The organism is Curtobacterium sp. NPDC092190 (assembly GCF_044755625.1).
Taxonomy (GTDB): domain Bacteria; phylum Actinomycetota; class Actinomycetes; order Actinomycetales; family Microbacteriaceae; genus Curtobacterium.
In genome coordinates this window covers 253,735-267,559 of sequence record NZ_JBIVRJ010000003.1, presented here as the reverse complement: position 1 = coordinate 267,559, position 13,825 = coordinate 253,735, and the positions used below count along the sequence as shown (strand labels likewise).

Below are 13,825 nucleotides of genomic sequence, written 5' to 3'. Positions count from 1 at the left end.
TCCCACCGACACGCGCCTCCAGGCCGGAGAGGCGCCGGACAGCAGCCCGATCCATGTACTGACATCAGCGCAAAGTCCGTGTACAGTCGTGCTCGTCCGCCGATGAAGCCGCCCGGAAGGTCCGCGTCGCATGACCGACGAAGCCCCGCACGTCCACGACGTGATCACGATGGGACGCGTCAGTGTCGACGTCTACCCGCAGCAGACCGGACCGCTCGAGGACGTCACCACCTTCTCGAAGTCCGTCGGTGGGAGCGCGACCAACGTCGCCGTCGCCGCCGCCCGGCACGGCGCGGACGCAGCGGTGATCACCCGCACCGGCAACGACCCCTTCGGCCGCTACATCGCCCGCACCCTGCCGGAGTTCGGCGTCGCGAACGACTTCGTCGAGCCGGTCGAGGGCCTCAACACGCCCGTGGCGTTCTGTGAGATCTTCCCGCCGGACGACTTCCCGCTCTACTTCTACCGCGCGCCGAAGGCGCCGGACCTGATGATCACGTCGGAGTCCCTGCCGCTGCACGCGATCGAACGGACGCGGGTGTTCTGGACGACCGTGACGGGACTCAGCGAGGAGCCGAGCCGCAGCGCGCACCACGCGGCCGCCGCGGCACGGAGCGCGGCACTGCGGGCGCCGGGCGCCACCGGGCGGCACACCGTGCTCGACCTCGACTACCGAGCGGTGTTCTGGCCCGAGCCGGCGGCCGCGACGCGCGAGGTCGCCGTCGCCCTCGACCACGCCACCGTCGCCGTCGGCAACCGTGAGGAGTGCGAGATCGCCGTGGGGGAGACCGACCCCCTGCGCGCCGCCGACGCCCTGCTCGAGCGCGGCGTCGAGCTCGCGATCGTGAAGCAGGGCCCGAGGGGCGTGCTGGCGAAGACCCGCGACGAGACCGTCGCGTACCGACCGCACGCCGTCGACGTCGTCAACGGCCTCGGGTCCGGCGACGGGTTCGGCGGAGCACTCGTGCACGGGCTGCTGCAGGGCTGGAGCCTCGACCGCACCCTCGCGTTCGCGAACGCGGCCGGGGCGATCGTCGCCACCCGGTTCGAGTGCTCGACCGCGATGCCGACGAGCGACGAGGTCGAGGGCTTCCTGCGCACGAACCCCGCGCCGGCGACCGCGGAGGAGGGCGTCGGTGCCTGAGGTCAGCCCGGCCGACTTCGCCCGGTTGCGCGACCTGCGCGCCGGATCACCGGAACGCGTCGGGGAGGTCCTGCGGACCCGGACCCGCCGTCCGCTGCTCGCCGAGGACGGCAGGCTCCTCATCGTCGCCGCGGACCACCCGGCGCGCGGTGCGCTCGCGGTCCGCGACGACGCCTCGGCGATGGCCGACCGGTACGACCTGCTCGAACGGCTCGTCGTGGCCCTCGGCCGCCCGGGCGTCGACGGGGTCCTCGGCACGCCGGACGTCCTCGAGGACCTGGCGCTCCTCGGGGCGCTCGACGGCAAGGTCGTCGTCGGCTCGATGAACCGCGGCGGCCTGCGCGGAGCATCGTTCGAGCTCGACGACCGCTACACCGCGTACTCGGCGCAGGCGATCACGGACGCCGGGCTCGACGTCGCGAAGCTGCTCGTCCGGATCGCGCTCGACGATCCCGGCACCGCCTCGACGCTCGAGGCGACGGCGCGGGCGGTGACCGAGGCCGCGGCCCTGCAGCTGCCGATCATGCTCGAGCCGTTCATGTCCTCGTGGCGGGACGGCAGGGTCGTCAACGACCTGAGCGCCGACGCCGTCATCACGTCGATGGCGATCGCCGCCGGCCTGGGTGAGTCGAGCGCCTACAGCTGGCTCAAGGTCCCGGTCGTCGACGACATGGCACGCGTGATGGCTGCGACCACCCTGCCGACGCTGCTGCTCGGCGGCGACCCGTCGGGCAGTCCGGACGAGACGTACGCCGCCTGGGACGACGCGCTCGCCCTGCCGGGCGTCCGCGGGCTCGTCGTCGGTCGCACCCTGCTCTACCCGCAGGACGGCGACGTCGCCGCCGCCGTCGACGTCGCCGCCGCACTCGTCCACAGCCGGGAGGCACGGGGCGATCGCTCCACACCGGCTCGCCGACGCGCCGACTCGCCCGCCCCGTCCGCCACCCTGGACCCGTCCGTCCCGGAAGGAAGCACCGCATGACCACCAGCACCGAGACCAGCGCCGGCAGCACGACGGTCGGGCACTGGATCGACGGCGAGCACGTCGCCTCGGCCTCCGGTCGGACCGCCCCGGTCCACGACCCGGCGCTCGGCGTCGTGACGAAGCGGGTCGCCCTGGCCGACGAGGCCGAGGTCCAGCGGGCGATCGCGAGTGCCAAGGCGGCGTTCCCGGCGTGGTCGGATCTGTCGCTCGCGAAGCGCCAGCAGATCATGTTCGCGTTCCGTGAGGTCCTCAACCGCGACAAGGCCGAGCTCGCCGAGATCATCACGAGCGAGCACGGAAAGGTCATCGACGACGCCCTGGGGGAGATCGCCCGCGGGCAGGAGGTGGTCGAGCTGGCGACGAGCATCCCGTCACTGATGAAGGGCGAGTTCTCGGACCAGGTGTCGAACGGCATCGACGTGTACTCGATCCGTCAACCGCTCGGTGTCGTGGGCATCATCTCGCCCTTCAACTTCCCGGCGATGGTGCCGCTCTGGTTCCTGCCGATCGCGATCGCCGCCGGCAACACCGTCCTGCTCAAGCCCAGCGAGAAGGACCCGTCCGCCGCGATGTGGCTCGCGCGGAAGTTCCGGGAGGCCGGTCTGCCCGACGGCGTGTTCACGGTGCTCAACGGCGACAAGGCAGCGGTCGACGGGCTCCTCACCAGCCCCGACGTCGAGTCGATCTCGTTCGTCGGGTCCACGCCGATCGCCCGGTACGTGTCCGAGACGGGCACGAAGCACGGCAAGCGCGTCCAGGCGCTCGGCGGGGCGAAGAACCACATGCTGGTGCTGCCGGACGCGGACGTCGACCTCGTCGCGGACAACGCGGTCAACGCGGGCTTCGGCTCGGCCGGTGAGCGCTGCATGGCGATCTCGGTGGTGGTGGCGGTCGAGCCGGTCGCCGACGAGCTGATCGCGAAGATCAGCGAGCGCGCGGCGACGCTGCGCGTCGGCGACGGACGTCGGGGCTGCGACATGGGCCCGCTCGTCACCGAGCAGCACCGCGACAGGGTCGCTTCGTACATCGAGGTCGCCGAGCAGGACGGAGCCGAGGTCGTGGTGGACGGCCGCACCGTGCGACCCGACGGCGACGAGAACGGCTTCTGGCTCGGCCCGACGCTGATCGACCGGGTGCCGACGTCGAGTCGCGTCTACACCGAGGAGATCTTCGGTCCGGTGCTCTCGGTCGTCCGGGTGCAGTCCTACGACGAGGGGCTTGAGCTGATCAACTCCGGCGCCTTCGGCAACGGCACCGCGATCTTCACGAACGACGGTGGAGCCGCTCGACGATTCCAGCGCGACGTGCAGGTCGGCATGATCGGCATCAACGTGCCGATCCCGGTGCCGGTGGCGTACTACTCGTTCGGCGGCTGGAAGAACTCGCTGTTCGGCGACCACAAGGCGTACGGCGCCGACGGGGTGGCCTTCTTCACCAGGCAGAAGGCGATCACCTCCCGCTGGCTCGACCCGGCAGTGCACGGCGGTGTCGACCTCGGCTTCCCGTCGAACGGCTGACGCGCAGCATGGCGAACGAACAGCAGCAGCGCGACCGCTGGTTCATCCCGGCGGGCTCCCGCCCCGAGGCGGGCTGGACCGACGTGGTCGACGGCCGCGTCGAGGGGTGGACGCACACCGGTCTGCGGACCGGCGCCCTGCAGGACGGTGGCGAGCTGCGCCTCCCGGCCGACGCGGTCGAGCGCCTCGTCGTCCCGCTCGCCGGCAGCTTCACCGTGGCGTACGACGACACCGAGCAGGCGCTCGAGGGACGCACCGGCGTCTTCGAGGGGCCGACCGACGTCCTCTACCTGGGCTCCGGCACCGCCGCGACGATCACCGGCTCCGGTCGTGTCGCCGTGGCCGAGGCGCCTACGGAGACGGTCCAGCCGAGCACGTACATCGCCCGCGTCGACGTCCCCGTGGAACTCCGCGGCGCGGGGCAGTCGAGCCGGCAGGTGCACAACTTCGGGACCCCGGCCGCCCTCGACGCGGTGCGGTTCATCGTCTGCGAGGTGATCACGCCGGCCGGCAACTGGTCGTCGTACCCGCCGCACAAGCACGACACGAACCGCCCGGGCGAGGAGTCGGACCTCGAGGAGATCTACTACTACGAAGCCGCCGTGACCCGTGGTCTGCAGGCTCCCGAGCAGGCCGACCCCTTCGCCCTGCACCGCACGTACGCCTCGGACGACCGGCCCATCGACGAGTTCCGCCAGGTGCGGACCGGGGACATCGCCCTCGTGCCGTACGGCTGGCACGGACCGGCCGTCGCGGCACCGGGCTACGACATGTACTACCTCAACGTCATGGCCGGACCGGACCCGGAGCGCGTCTGGAACATCACCGACGACCCCGCCCACGGGTGGGTCCGGCAGACGTGGACCTCGGAACCGATCGACCCGCGCCTGCCCTACGAGAAGGAGCCCTCCCGATGAGCCAGTACGCCGGCCCGGAGCAGACCCGTCGGATGACCGTCGGTCAGGCGCTCGTCGCGTTCCTGGCGAACCAGTGGACCGTCGACGGTGACCACCGCGAGCGCACGATCCCGGGGATCTTCGGCATCTTCGGGCACGGCAACGTCGCCGGTCTCGGGCAGGCGATCAAGCAGCTCCACGTCGACCAGCCCGGCCTGCTGCCGTACCACCAGGCCCGCAACGAGCAGGCGATGGTGCACCAGGCCGTCGGGTTCGCCCGGATGCACCGCCGCCGGGCGACCTTCGCGTCGACGGCCTCGGTCGGCCCCGGCGCGGCGAACATGCTCACCGGCGCCGCGCTCGCGACGACGAACCGGCTGCCCGCGCTCCTGCTGCCGTCGGACACCTTCGCCACCCGCAGGACCGATCCGGTGCTGCAGCAGATCGAGATGCCGCACGACCCGTCGCTGCAGGTGACGGATGCGTTCCGGCCGCTGTCGCGGTTCTTCGACCGCGTCGAACGGCCCGAGCAGCTGTTCCCGATCGCGCTCGCCGCGATGCGGGTGCTCACCGACCCGGCCGAGACCGGCGCCGTGACGATCGCCCTGCCCGAGGACGTCCAGGCCGAAGCGCTCGACGTGCCGGTGACGTTCCTGCAACCGCGCGAGTGGCACGTCCGGCGTCCGCTGCCGGAACGCGGACCGCTGGCCCGTGCGGTCGAGGCGATCCGGAGCGCCGAGCGTCCCGTGGTCGTGGCCGGTGGTGGCGTGCTCTACTCGGGTGCCGAGGACGAACTCGCGGCCTTCGTCGAGACGACGGGCATCCCCGTCGGCACCTCGCAGGCGGGCGGCGGCTCGCTCGTCTGGGACCACCCGCAGTACCTCGGCGGCATCGGGGCGACGGGGACGGCTGCGGCGAACGCGATCGCCGCACGGGCCGACGTCGTGATCGGCATCGGCACGCGGTACAGCGACTTCACCACGGCGTCCCGGACGGCGTTCCAGGACCCCGACGTGACCTTCGTCAACGTGAACGTCGCCGCGTTCGACGCCCACAAGCACGGCTCGCAGCTGCCGCTGGTCGCGGACGCCCGGGAGGCGCTGGTCGCGCTGACCGAGATGCTCACGGCAGGTTCGTCGGACGCCCCGTCGTACGCCGTCTCCGCCGGGTACGCCGCCGAGGTCGCGTCGCGGAAGCAGGAGTGGGACGCCGTCGTCGACGCCGCGTCCGTGCCGTCCGGACGTGCGGTCCCGGGCCAGTCGGAGATCATCGGCGCGGTCCGGGCGGCGACGGACCCGCGCGACGTCGTGGTCCAGGCGGCCGGCTCGCTGCCCGGCGACCTGCACAAGCTCTGGCGGGTCCGCGACCCGCTCGGGTACCACGTCGAGTACGCCTTCTCGTGCATGGGCTACGAGATCGCCGGCGGCATCGGCGTGCGACGCGGCGCCCCGGACCGCGACGCGATCGTCCTCGTCGGCGACGGTTCGTACCTGATGCTGCACACCGAGCTGGTGACGGCGGTCGCCGAGGGCATCAAGATCGTCGTCGTGCTCGTGCAGAACGACGGCTACGCGTCGATCGGCCGCCTGTCCGAGACCGTCGGTTCCGAGCGCTACGGCACGGAGTACCGCTACCGGGACGACACCGGGTCGTTCGAGAACGACGAGGTGCTGCCCGTCGACCTCGCCGCGAACGCGCGCTCCTACGGCGTCGACGTGATCGAGGTCCGCCCCGGCCCGGACGTGATCGCCGACCTGACCGCGGCCGTGCGGCAGGCCAAGGCGAACGACCACACCACGCTGGTGCACGTGCACGCCGACCCGCTCGCCCCCGCCCCCGAGGGTGACGGCTGGTGGGACGTCCCCGTCGCCGAGACCTCGACCCTGCCGAGCACCCGGCAGGCCCGCGCCGAGTACGAGCAGCAGGTCGCGTCGCAGCGCCCCCTGCTCGGCTGAACGAACCCATCCCACGAAGGACGACGACGTCATGACCGACACCGCCGACACCGCTGCCACCGACGCCGCGGCCGCCCCCGCCGCGATCCGCATCGGCACCGCCCCCGACTCCTGGGGCGTCTGGTTCCCGGACGACCCGGGCCAGGTGCCGTGGCAGCGCTTCCTCGACGAGGCCGCAGCAGCCGGCTACACGTGGATCGAGCTCGGTCCGTACGGGTACCTGCCCACCGATCCGGCGCAGCTGTCCGACGAGCTCGAGTCCCGCGGCCTCCGGCTGTCCGCCGGCACGGTCTTCACCGGGTTCCACAAGGGTGACGACCAGTTCCAGCGGGCGTGGGACCAGGCGGTCGCGGTCGCCGGGCTCGCGTCGGCGCTCGGTGCCCGGCACCTCGTGACGATCCCGGACCTCTGGCGCTCGGACGCGACCGGTGCGGTGCTCGAGTCGCGGACCCTGACCGACGAGCAGTGGGAGCGCCTCGGCAGGGGACACGACCAGCTGGGCAAGGCGCTGCTCGAGGAGTTCGGCGTCCGCCAGCAGTTCCACACGCACGCCGACAGCCACGTCGGCACGTACCGCGAGACCGTGCGCTTCCTCGAGGAGACCGACCCGCGGTACACGAACCTGTGCCTGGACACCGGGCACTTCGCCTACTACGGCGGCGACAACCTCCGCATGATCGCCGAACACCCGGAGCGCATCGGCTACCTCCACCTCAAGCAGGTCGACACCGAGCTGCTGTTCGACGTGCTCAAGAACGACGTGCCCTTCGCGACGGCCGTGGCGCAGGGCATCATGACCGAGCCGCCGCACGGCACCCCCGAGCTCGCCCCGGTCATCGAGGCCGTCGCCCGGATCGACCCGGATGTCTTCGGCATCGTCGAGCAGGACATGTACGGCTGCTCGGTCGACGCCCCCGGCCCGATCGCCGAGCGCACCGTCCGGCACATCCTCGGCTCGACCGCCTCGGCGCGCGTCCGCTGACCCCCCCAGGAGAACCCCGTGAGCACCACCGAGAACCTCCGCGTCGCCGTCGTCGGAGCCGGCGCGATGGGCAGCGACCACGTCCGTCGCATCACGTCCACGATCGCCGGCGCAGACGTCGTCGCCGTCGTCGACCCGGACACCGCCCGGGCCACCGCCACCGCCGAGCGGGCACCGGGGGCGCTCACCGCAGCGTCGTTCGAGGACGCCCTCGACGCGACGCCGATCGATGCCGTGCTCGTCGCGACGCCCGGGTTCCTGCACGAGCCCGTCCTCGTGCCGGCGATCGAGCGTGGTCTCGCCGTCCTGTGCGAGAAACCCCTCACCACGAGCGCGGAGGACTCCCTGCGCATCGTCGAGCTCGAGCAGGCGAGGTCCGACCGCCCACGGATCCAGGTCGGCTTCATGCGTCGCTTCGACAAGGGGTACCAGGAGCTCCGGGCACTCCGGGAGTCCGGCACGAACGGCGCGCTGCTCGCCCTGCACCACGCGCACCGCAACCCGACGACGCCGCCGAACTTCAGCGAGTCGATGCTCATCCACGACTCGGTCATCCACGAGATCGACATCATCCCGTTCCTCACGGGCGAGCCGATCGTCGCGGTCGAGGTGAAGAAGCCCCGCAGGAACTCGCTCGGACCGGTCGACCTGCCGGAGCCGCAGTTCGTGCTGTTCACCACCGCGTCGGGCACCATGGCGATCGTCGAGATCAACGTCAACGCGCAGTTCGGGTACCAGGTGACGACCGACGCCGTGTTCGAGTCCGGCGTCGCGTACATCGGGCGCGAGACGACGATGAACGTCGTGTCGGCCGGTGTCTCGGGCCAAGGCGTCACCCCGTCCTTCGTCGAGCGCTTCGGCGCCGCGTACGACGAGGAGGTCCAGCGCTGGGTGGACGCTGCCCGCACCGGGGGCATCGACGGGCCGAGCGCCTGGGACGGCTACACGGCGTCGGTCGTCGCCGAGGTCGCCGTGCGGGCGCAGCAGACCGGCGCCCTCGAGCACGTGACCTACGCCACCGCGAAGCCCGCGTTCTACGAGACGACGCCTGACGCCTGAGGACGCACCCTGACGAAGGACGCCTGACGGCGGCGCCCGGCGGCGGGCGCCCGGCGACGGAGGTGCCGGCACCGGTGCTGGAGACGGGCCGTGTACCGGACGGGAGGCGCGGTGCATGCTGGCACCGCGCCTCCCGTCCGCGACGGCGCACCGCCACCCCCCCACGCACCCCCAGGAGGCACCATGCCGCTCGTCCGCATCGATCTCGTCACCGGTCGCACCCCGGAGCAGGTGCGTGCCGTCGCCGACGCGGTCCACACCGCCATCGTCGCCGAGTACGGCATCCCCGAGCGCGACCGGTTCCAGGTGATCACCGAGCACCCGGCGCAGCAGATCATCGCGCAGGACGCCGGTCTCGGCTTCGAGCGGACCGAGGGCGTCGTCATGGTCCAGGTCTTCACCCAGGGCGGTCGGAGCGACGAGGCGAAGCAGGGTCTCTACCGCGCCGTGCACGACCGGCTCGCCGAGGTCGGCGTCGCGAGCGAGGACGTCTTCATCGGCTACGTGGAGAACGGGCCGCAGGACTGGTCGTTCGGGTTCGGCCGTGCCCAGTACGTGACCGGCGAGCTCGGCGTCCCCTCCGCCGGCTGAGGCAGCGGGTCCGCCGGCCTACTTGTCGACGAGGGTGACCTCGAACGAGTAGCGGTCCGGGCGGTAGCAGTGCACCCCGTACTCCACCGCCCGGCCCGACGCGTCGTACGCCGTGCGGCTCATCGTCAGGACCGGGTCACCGTCCTCGATCTCGAGCAGCGAGGCCTCGTCGTCGGTGGCCGCCCGTGCCCCGATCCGCTGCTTCGCGACCCGCATCGTGACACCCCGGCCGCGGAGCAGCTGGTACAGCCCGTGCGTCTGCAGGTCCTCGTCGGTGATCGCCGTGAACTCGGGCGGCAGGAAGTTCTCGAGGATCGCCATCGGGACGTCCTCGGCGAAGCGGACCCGGCGGATGTGGACGACCGGCGTGCCCGGGGCGGTGCCGAGGGCCTCGGCGACGACGTCGCTCGCCGGCAGGTCCGTGCGCTCGAGCAGCGTGGTCGCCGGTGCCTGCGAGCCCTGCGCGAGGTCGTCGTACAGGCTCGTCAGCTCCACCTTGCGCGTCACGGGGCCGTGCACGACCTGCGTGCCGATCCCTCGACGACGGACGAGCAGCCCCTTGTCGACCAGGTCCTGGATGGCTCGGCGGATCGTCGGGCGCGAGAGCCCGAGTCGCTCGCCGAGGGCGATCTCGTTCTCGAGCCGTGCTCCGGGCGGCATCGCACCGGAGCGGATCGCCTCCTCGAGCCGCGATGCGACCTGGAAGTACAGCGGCACCGGCCCGGAGCGGTCCAGGTCCGTGGAGAAGTCGGACGGCAGCTGGCCCTCGTTGGTCATCGCGGTCCTCCGGGTGGGGAGGGCACCGGCGACGGCACCCCTCGGCTATGTCGTGACAATAGCACCGGACTCTGCGCGGCCCGGCTCCCCGGGATCGTCAGTCGGCGAAGATCATCGGACGGTTCGACAGCCGCGGCTGGGCTGCCGCGCGGGGCTGCTCCGTCCGCGGTCGCACCGGCGCGATGTGCACCCGGGTGGCCGCACCGAGCGCCTCGACCGTGTCGCACCCGTGCTGCCCCGCGGCGTGCACGACGATCGCGGCGCAGGCCTCGGCGTCGGCAGCGGCGTCGTGGTGCTGGAAGCCCTCGTACCCGGCCGCGCGGGCCGCCATCGGGAGTCGGTAGGAGTCGAGCGTGTAGGTCTTGCGCGCCACCTGGAGCGAGCACAGCGAGTGGTGCTCCGCCAGTTCCGTGCCGGTCGCCGAGCAGCCGCCGGCGATCACACCCATGTCGAACCGGGCGTTGTGCGCGACCAGGACGTCCCCCTCGGCGAACGCCACGATGTCCCGGTACTGCTCGGCCCACCCCTTCGCCCCGACCACGTCCGTCGCGACGATGCCGTGGATGCGGGTGTTCCACTCGAGGAACGCGTCGTGGCCCAGCGGTGGCTGGATGAACCAGGAGGCCCGCTCGACCACGCGGCCGCCGCGGACCTTGACGAGTCCGACGGAGCAGGCGCTCGCGGGGGAGCTGTTCGCGGTCTCGAAGTCGATCGCGGTGAAGTTCAACGGCACGCCCTCGATGGTCGCACGGGGTTCCGACATCACCCGCACGCGGCCTCGGCGTTGCGGCCCGGCGCGGTAGCGTCCGAGGCGTGACCGCCACCGCCACCACGACCCCGCTCGTCCTCGTCCTGCCCGGTGCCGGGTACGGGCAGCAGGCGCCCCTGCTCTGGTGGACGCGCGCGATCGCCGCGCAGCACGGCGTCGAGGTCGTCGCGCCGGCGTGGACGGTCGACGCCGTAGCGAAGGTCGACCCGGTGGCCTTCGTCGAGCGCCAGGTGGCAGGCGCACTCGACGGCCGCCGCCCGGACCTCGTCGTCGCGAAGTCGTTCGGCTGCTCCGCCCTGCCCTGGGCGGTCCGCCACGGCGTCGACGGGCTCTGGCTCACGCCGGTCCTCACCGACCCGGCCGTCGTCGCCGCGCTCGCCGCGGCGGGTACCGGTTCGCTCGCCGTCGGCGGCTCCGCCGACCCGATGTGGCTGCCCTCCGCGGTCGGGACGACGCGCGCCGGACTGCACACGGTCGACGGTGCGGACCACGCGCTCGAGGTGCGCGGTGACTGGCGCGGTTCCCAGCGCCTCCAGGCCGAGGTGCTCGCCCTGGTCGACGAGCGCATCAGAGCGCTGGTGTCCTGACCCGCCGCGACGTACAGTCGGCGCATGGGGGAGCCGAGGGACCTGGACGAGCTGTTGGCGGGTGCACACCGCGTGGACGCGCGGCCGCACACGGTGCGGCGTGGGATCGGTCTCGGGACCACCCTGCTCGTGACCGCGGTGCTGGTCGCCGGCATCGTGCTCGGGATCGCGCACGGCCTGCTGCTCACGTTCGTGAGCTTCCTGTCCGGCATCTGGCCGTCCTGACGGCACCGGCCTGGAGGACCGGGTCGGCTCCGGCGGGCCGCCGCCGGTAGGCTGTGCTCCCGTGGCTCTCACCATCGGAATCGTCGGTCTCCCGAACGTCGGCAAGTCGACCCTGTTCAACGCCCTGACCAAGAACCAGGTCCTCGCCGCGAACTACCCGTTCGCGACGATCGAACCGAACGTCGGCGTGGTGAACCTGCCCGATCCGCGGCTCGACCAGCTCGCGACGCTCTTCAGCTCCGAGAAGACCGTGCCCGCGCCCGTGTCGTTCGTCGACATCGCCGGCATCGTGAAGGGTGCGAGCGAGGGCGAGGGCCTCGGCAACAAGTTCCTCGCGAACATCCGCGAGGCCGACGCCATCGCGCAGGTCGTCCGCGGCTTCACCGACGACGACGTCGTGCACGTGGCGAACAAGGTCTCGCCGAAGGACGACCTCGAGGTCATCAACACCGAGCTCATCCTCGCGGACCTCGAGACCATCGAGAAGGCGCTGCCCCGGTACGAGAAGACCGTGAAGCTCAAGCAGGCCGAGCCGATCGTGCTCGAGACCGCGAACGAGGCGAAGGCGGCGCTCGAGCAGGGCACGCTGCTCTCCGCGACCTCGATCGACCTCGCGCCGATCGCCGAGCTCGGCCTCCTGTCGGCGAAGCCGTTCATCTTCGTGTTCAACGTCGACGAGGCGATCCTGACCGACGAGTCCCGCAAGGCCGAGCTGGCCGCGCTCGTGGCACCGGCGCAGGCCGTGTTCCTCGACGCCCAGGTCGAGTCGGAGCTCATCGAGCTCGACCCCGAGGACGCCGCCGAGCTGCTCGAGTCGACCGGGCAGACCGAGTCCGGTCTCGACCAGCTCGCCCGTATCGGGTTCGACACCCTCGGGCTGCAGACCTACCTGACCGCCGGGCCGAAGGAAGCGCGTGCGTGGACGATTGGCAAGGGGTGGAAGGCTCCCCAGGCTGCCGGCGTGATCCACACCGACTTCGAGAAGGGCTTCATCAAGGCCGAGGTCATCTCGTTCGGGGACCTGATGGCGGCCGGCTCGATCGCGGAGGCCCGTGCGCACGGCAAGGCCCGCATCGAGGGCAAGGACTACGTCATGCAGGACGGCGACGTGGTGGAGTTCCGCTTCAACAACTGACGGAAGCGGGGCGTCCGACGACGACCGGTCGCCCCGTCAGGCCGTCTCGAGGTCCCACACCGGCGGCACGTACTCGCGCGACCAGCCCTCGCGGAGTCGGGTGACCGCGCGGTCGAACGACTCGAGCAGGTCCATCTCCGGCCGCACCATCGACTGCAGTTGCAGCCCCTCGTACGTCGCGAGGAGCTGCTCGGCACCACGAGCCGGCTCCATGGTGCGCGGCTCCCGGCCGAGCTCGACGTCCCGCTGCAGGGCCGCCAGCACGAACCCGTGGAAGCGACGCCAGCGCAGGTGGAGCATCGGTGCGAGCGGGTGGTGCGGCGTCGCGGCGATGTTGAGCGTCGAGGTCAGGAAGCGCATGAGCGACGGGTCGGCGACGTTCGCGCGGACGATGGCGCGGAGGAACACGATCGTGCCGCTGCGCTCGGCGATCGGCAGCAGCGCGGTGGTCCGCTGGTCGTTCCACTGGTCGATGGTGGCGAGCAGGAGTCCGTCCCAGGTCGGGAACACCTCGGTGACGACGTCGAGCGGCTGCGACGCCTCGGTGGCCACGTGCTCGTACGAGACCTCGTGCAGGGCGTTCGCGCGGAGCACACGGATCATCGCGTCGACGATCTCGACCCGGAGCAGCGCTGACGTGTCGAGGGGGTGGAACGATCGCATGGGTCCAGTCCACCGGGTGCGTGCTGCCCTGACCAGTCCCCAGAACTGGGAAGAGCCGATCTCCGCAGCCGCGCAGTCCCGGCGTGGCGGAGGAGCAGCGCGTCCCCCGATGCCCGTCCGAGCTGAGTGCCCACCGAGGTCGCAGCGTTCACTGGACGCATGAAGTACGTGGTCTACGGAGAGAACCGAGTGATGACCGGCGACGCGATCGCCGAGGCGGTGCTCGCCTACGCCGCTGCGCTCGGCGAGAACGGGACGACGGACATCGTCGAGATCCCGACCGCGGACGCCGAGGGCTACGGCACCACGGCGGAGGTCCTGCTCGGGCCGGCCTCGCAGATCATGGTCGAGGCGGCGCCGGACGACGAGCTGGAGCCCGAGGATGAGGACCTGGTCAACGAGCTCGGGCGCCGCATCGCGGTGGTGGGCGGCGGACGGTTCACGGACGCCGCGTCGTCGCACTCCGACGAGCCGGAGGCCAAGCGCCTCCGGACGGACCCGCCTGAGGTCTGACCGCCGCACGCCCCGAGGAGTGGACTG

At 71.8% G+C, this 13,825-nt stretch carries 15 protein-coding genes; 12 read left to right on the top strand and 3 right to left on the bottom strand.

Annotation, left to right across the window (positions count from 1 at the left end; all coding sequences use genetic code 11):
- Positions 1-130: 130 nt before the first annotated feature.
- From iolC to ACIQFY_RS09110, 8 genes are all read left to right on the top strand, one after another.
- Positions 131-1,144: a 5-dehydro-2-deoxygluconokinase gene (gene iolC / locus ACIQFY_RS09145; RefSeq protein ID WP_209683709.1), complete on the top strand. Its 1,014-nt coding sequence runs from the start codon at positions 131-133 to the stop codon at positions 1,142-1,144.
- Positions 1,137-2,126, top strand: a complete 990-nt coding sequence (locus tag ACIQFY_RS09140) for a deoxyribose-phosphate aldolase (protein WP_326495685.1) — start codon at positions 1,137-1,139, stop codon at positions 2,124-2,126. The genes iolC and ACIQFY_RS09140 overlap by 8 nt, the downstream gene beginning before the upstream one ends.
- Complete coding sequence (locus ACIQFY_RS09135; protein ID WP_400339533.1) at positions 2,123-3,646, top strand: CoA-acylating methylmalonate-semialdehyde dehydrogenase; 1,524 nt, start codon at positions 2,123-2,125, stop codon at positions 3,644-3,646. The genes ACIQFY_RS09140 and ACIQFY_RS09135 overlap by 4 nt, the downstream gene beginning before the upstream one ends.
- Before the next feature lie 8 nt (positions 3,647-3,654).
- Complete coding sequence (iolB, locus tag ACIQFY_RS09130; RefSeq protein ID WP_326495687.1) at positions 3,655-4,563, top strand: 5-deoxy-glucuronate isomerase; 909 nt, start codon at positions 3,655-3,657, stop codon at positions 4,561-4,563.
- Positions 4,560-6,497 carry a 3D-(3,5/4)-trihydroxycyclohexane-1,2-dione acylhydrolase (decyclizing) gene (gene iolD / locus ACIQFY_RS09125; RefSeq protein ID WP_400339530.1) on the top strand — a complete coding sequence of 646 codons (1,938 nt, stop codon included), beginning with the start codon at positions 4,560-4,562 and terminating at the stop codon, positions 6,495-6,497. The genes iolB and iolD overlap by 4 nt, the downstream gene beginning before the upstream one ends.
- Before the next feature lie 31 nt (positions 6,498-6,528).
- Positions 6,529-7,479 (top strand): sugar phosphate isomerase/epimerase family protein, encoded by a 951-nt coding sequence (locus ACIQFY_RS09120; protein ID WP_400339527.1) that lies wholly within the window; start codon positions 6,529-6,531, stop codon positions 7,477-7,479.
- A gap of 18 nt (positions 7,480-7,497) precedes the next feature.
- Entirely contained in the window at positions 7,498-8,538 is a 1,041-nt protein-coding gene (locus tag ACIQFY_RS09115; RefSeq protein ID WP_209683703.1) for a Gfo/Idh/MocA family protein, read from the top strand.
- A gap of 183 nt (positions 8,539-8,721) precedes the next feature.
- Complete coding sequence (locus ACIQFY_RS09110; protein WP_326495690.1) at positions 8,722-9,129, top strand: tautomerase family protein; 408 nt, start codon at positions 8,722-8,724, stop codon at positions 9,127-9,129.
- Between the two features lie 18 nt (positions 9,130-9,147).
- Here the strand turns inward: ACIQFY_RS09110 and ACIQFY_RS09105 are convergent, their stop codons facing one another.
- Positions 9,148-9,906: a GntR family transcriptional regulator gene (locus ACIQFY_RS09105; protein WP_326495691.1), complete on the bottom strand. Its 759-nt coding sequence runs from the start codon at positions 9,904-9,906 to the stop codon at positions 9,148-9,150.
- 97 nt (positions 9,907-10,003) lie between these two features.
- Positions 10,004-10,669 carry an exonuclease domain-containing protein gene (locus tag ACIQFY_RS09100; RefSeq protein WP_245171741.1) on the bottom strand — a complete coding sequence of 222 codons (666 nt, stop codon included), beginning with the start codon at positions 10,667-10,669 and terminating at the stop codon, positions 10,004-10,006.
- 50 nt (positions 10,670-10,719) lie between these two features.
- Between ACIQFY_RS09100 and ACIQFY_RS09095 the strand changes: the two genes are divergently transcribed.
- The 3 genes from ACIQFY_RS09095 to ychF all read left to right on the top strand — a co-directional run bounded on the left by ACIQFY_RS09095 (position 10,720) and on the right by ychF (position 12,622).
- On the top strand, positions 10,720-11,262 hold the full coding sequence (locus ACIQFY_RS09095; RefSeq protein WP_326495692.1) for a hypothetical protein: 543 nt from the start codon (positions 10,720-10,722) through the stop codon (positions 11,260-11,262).
- Between the two features lie 24 nt (positions 11,263-11,286).
- Complete coding sequence (locus tag ACIQFY_RS09090) at positions 11,287-11,487, top strand: hypothetical protein (RefSeq protein WP_066652723.1); 201 nt, start codon at positions 11,287-11,289, stop codon at positions 11,485-11,487.
- Positions 11,488-11,548: 61 nt separating this feature from the next.
- Positions 11,549-12,622 (top strand): redox-regulated ATPase YchF, encoded by a 1,074-nt coding sequence (ychF, locus tag ACIQFY_RS09085; RefSeq protein WP_326495693.1) that lies wholly within the window; start codon positions 11,549-11,551, stop codon positions 12,620-12,622.
- A 36-nt stretch (positions 12,623-12,658) separates the two neighbouring features.
- Here the strand turns inward: ychF and ACIQFY_RS09080 are convergent, their stop codons facing one another.
- Positions 12,659-13,285 (bottom strand): TetR family transcriptional regulator C-terminal domain-containing protein, encoded by a 627-nt coding sequence (locus ACIQFY_RS09080; RefSeq protein WP_066652727.1) that lies wholly within the window; start codon positions 13,283-13,285, stop codon positions 12,659-12,661.
- A gap of 159 nt (positions 13,286-13,444) precedes the next feature.
- Between ACIQFY_RS09080 and ACIQFY_RS09075 the strand changes: the two genes are divergently transcribed.
- On the top strand, positions 13,445-13,798 hold the full coding sequence (locus tag ACIQFY_RS09075; RefSeq protein WP_066652730.1) for a hypothetical protein: 354 nt from the start codon (positions 13,445-13,447) through the stop codon (positions 13,796-13,798).
- Positions 13,799-13,825 lie beyond the last annotated feature (27 nt).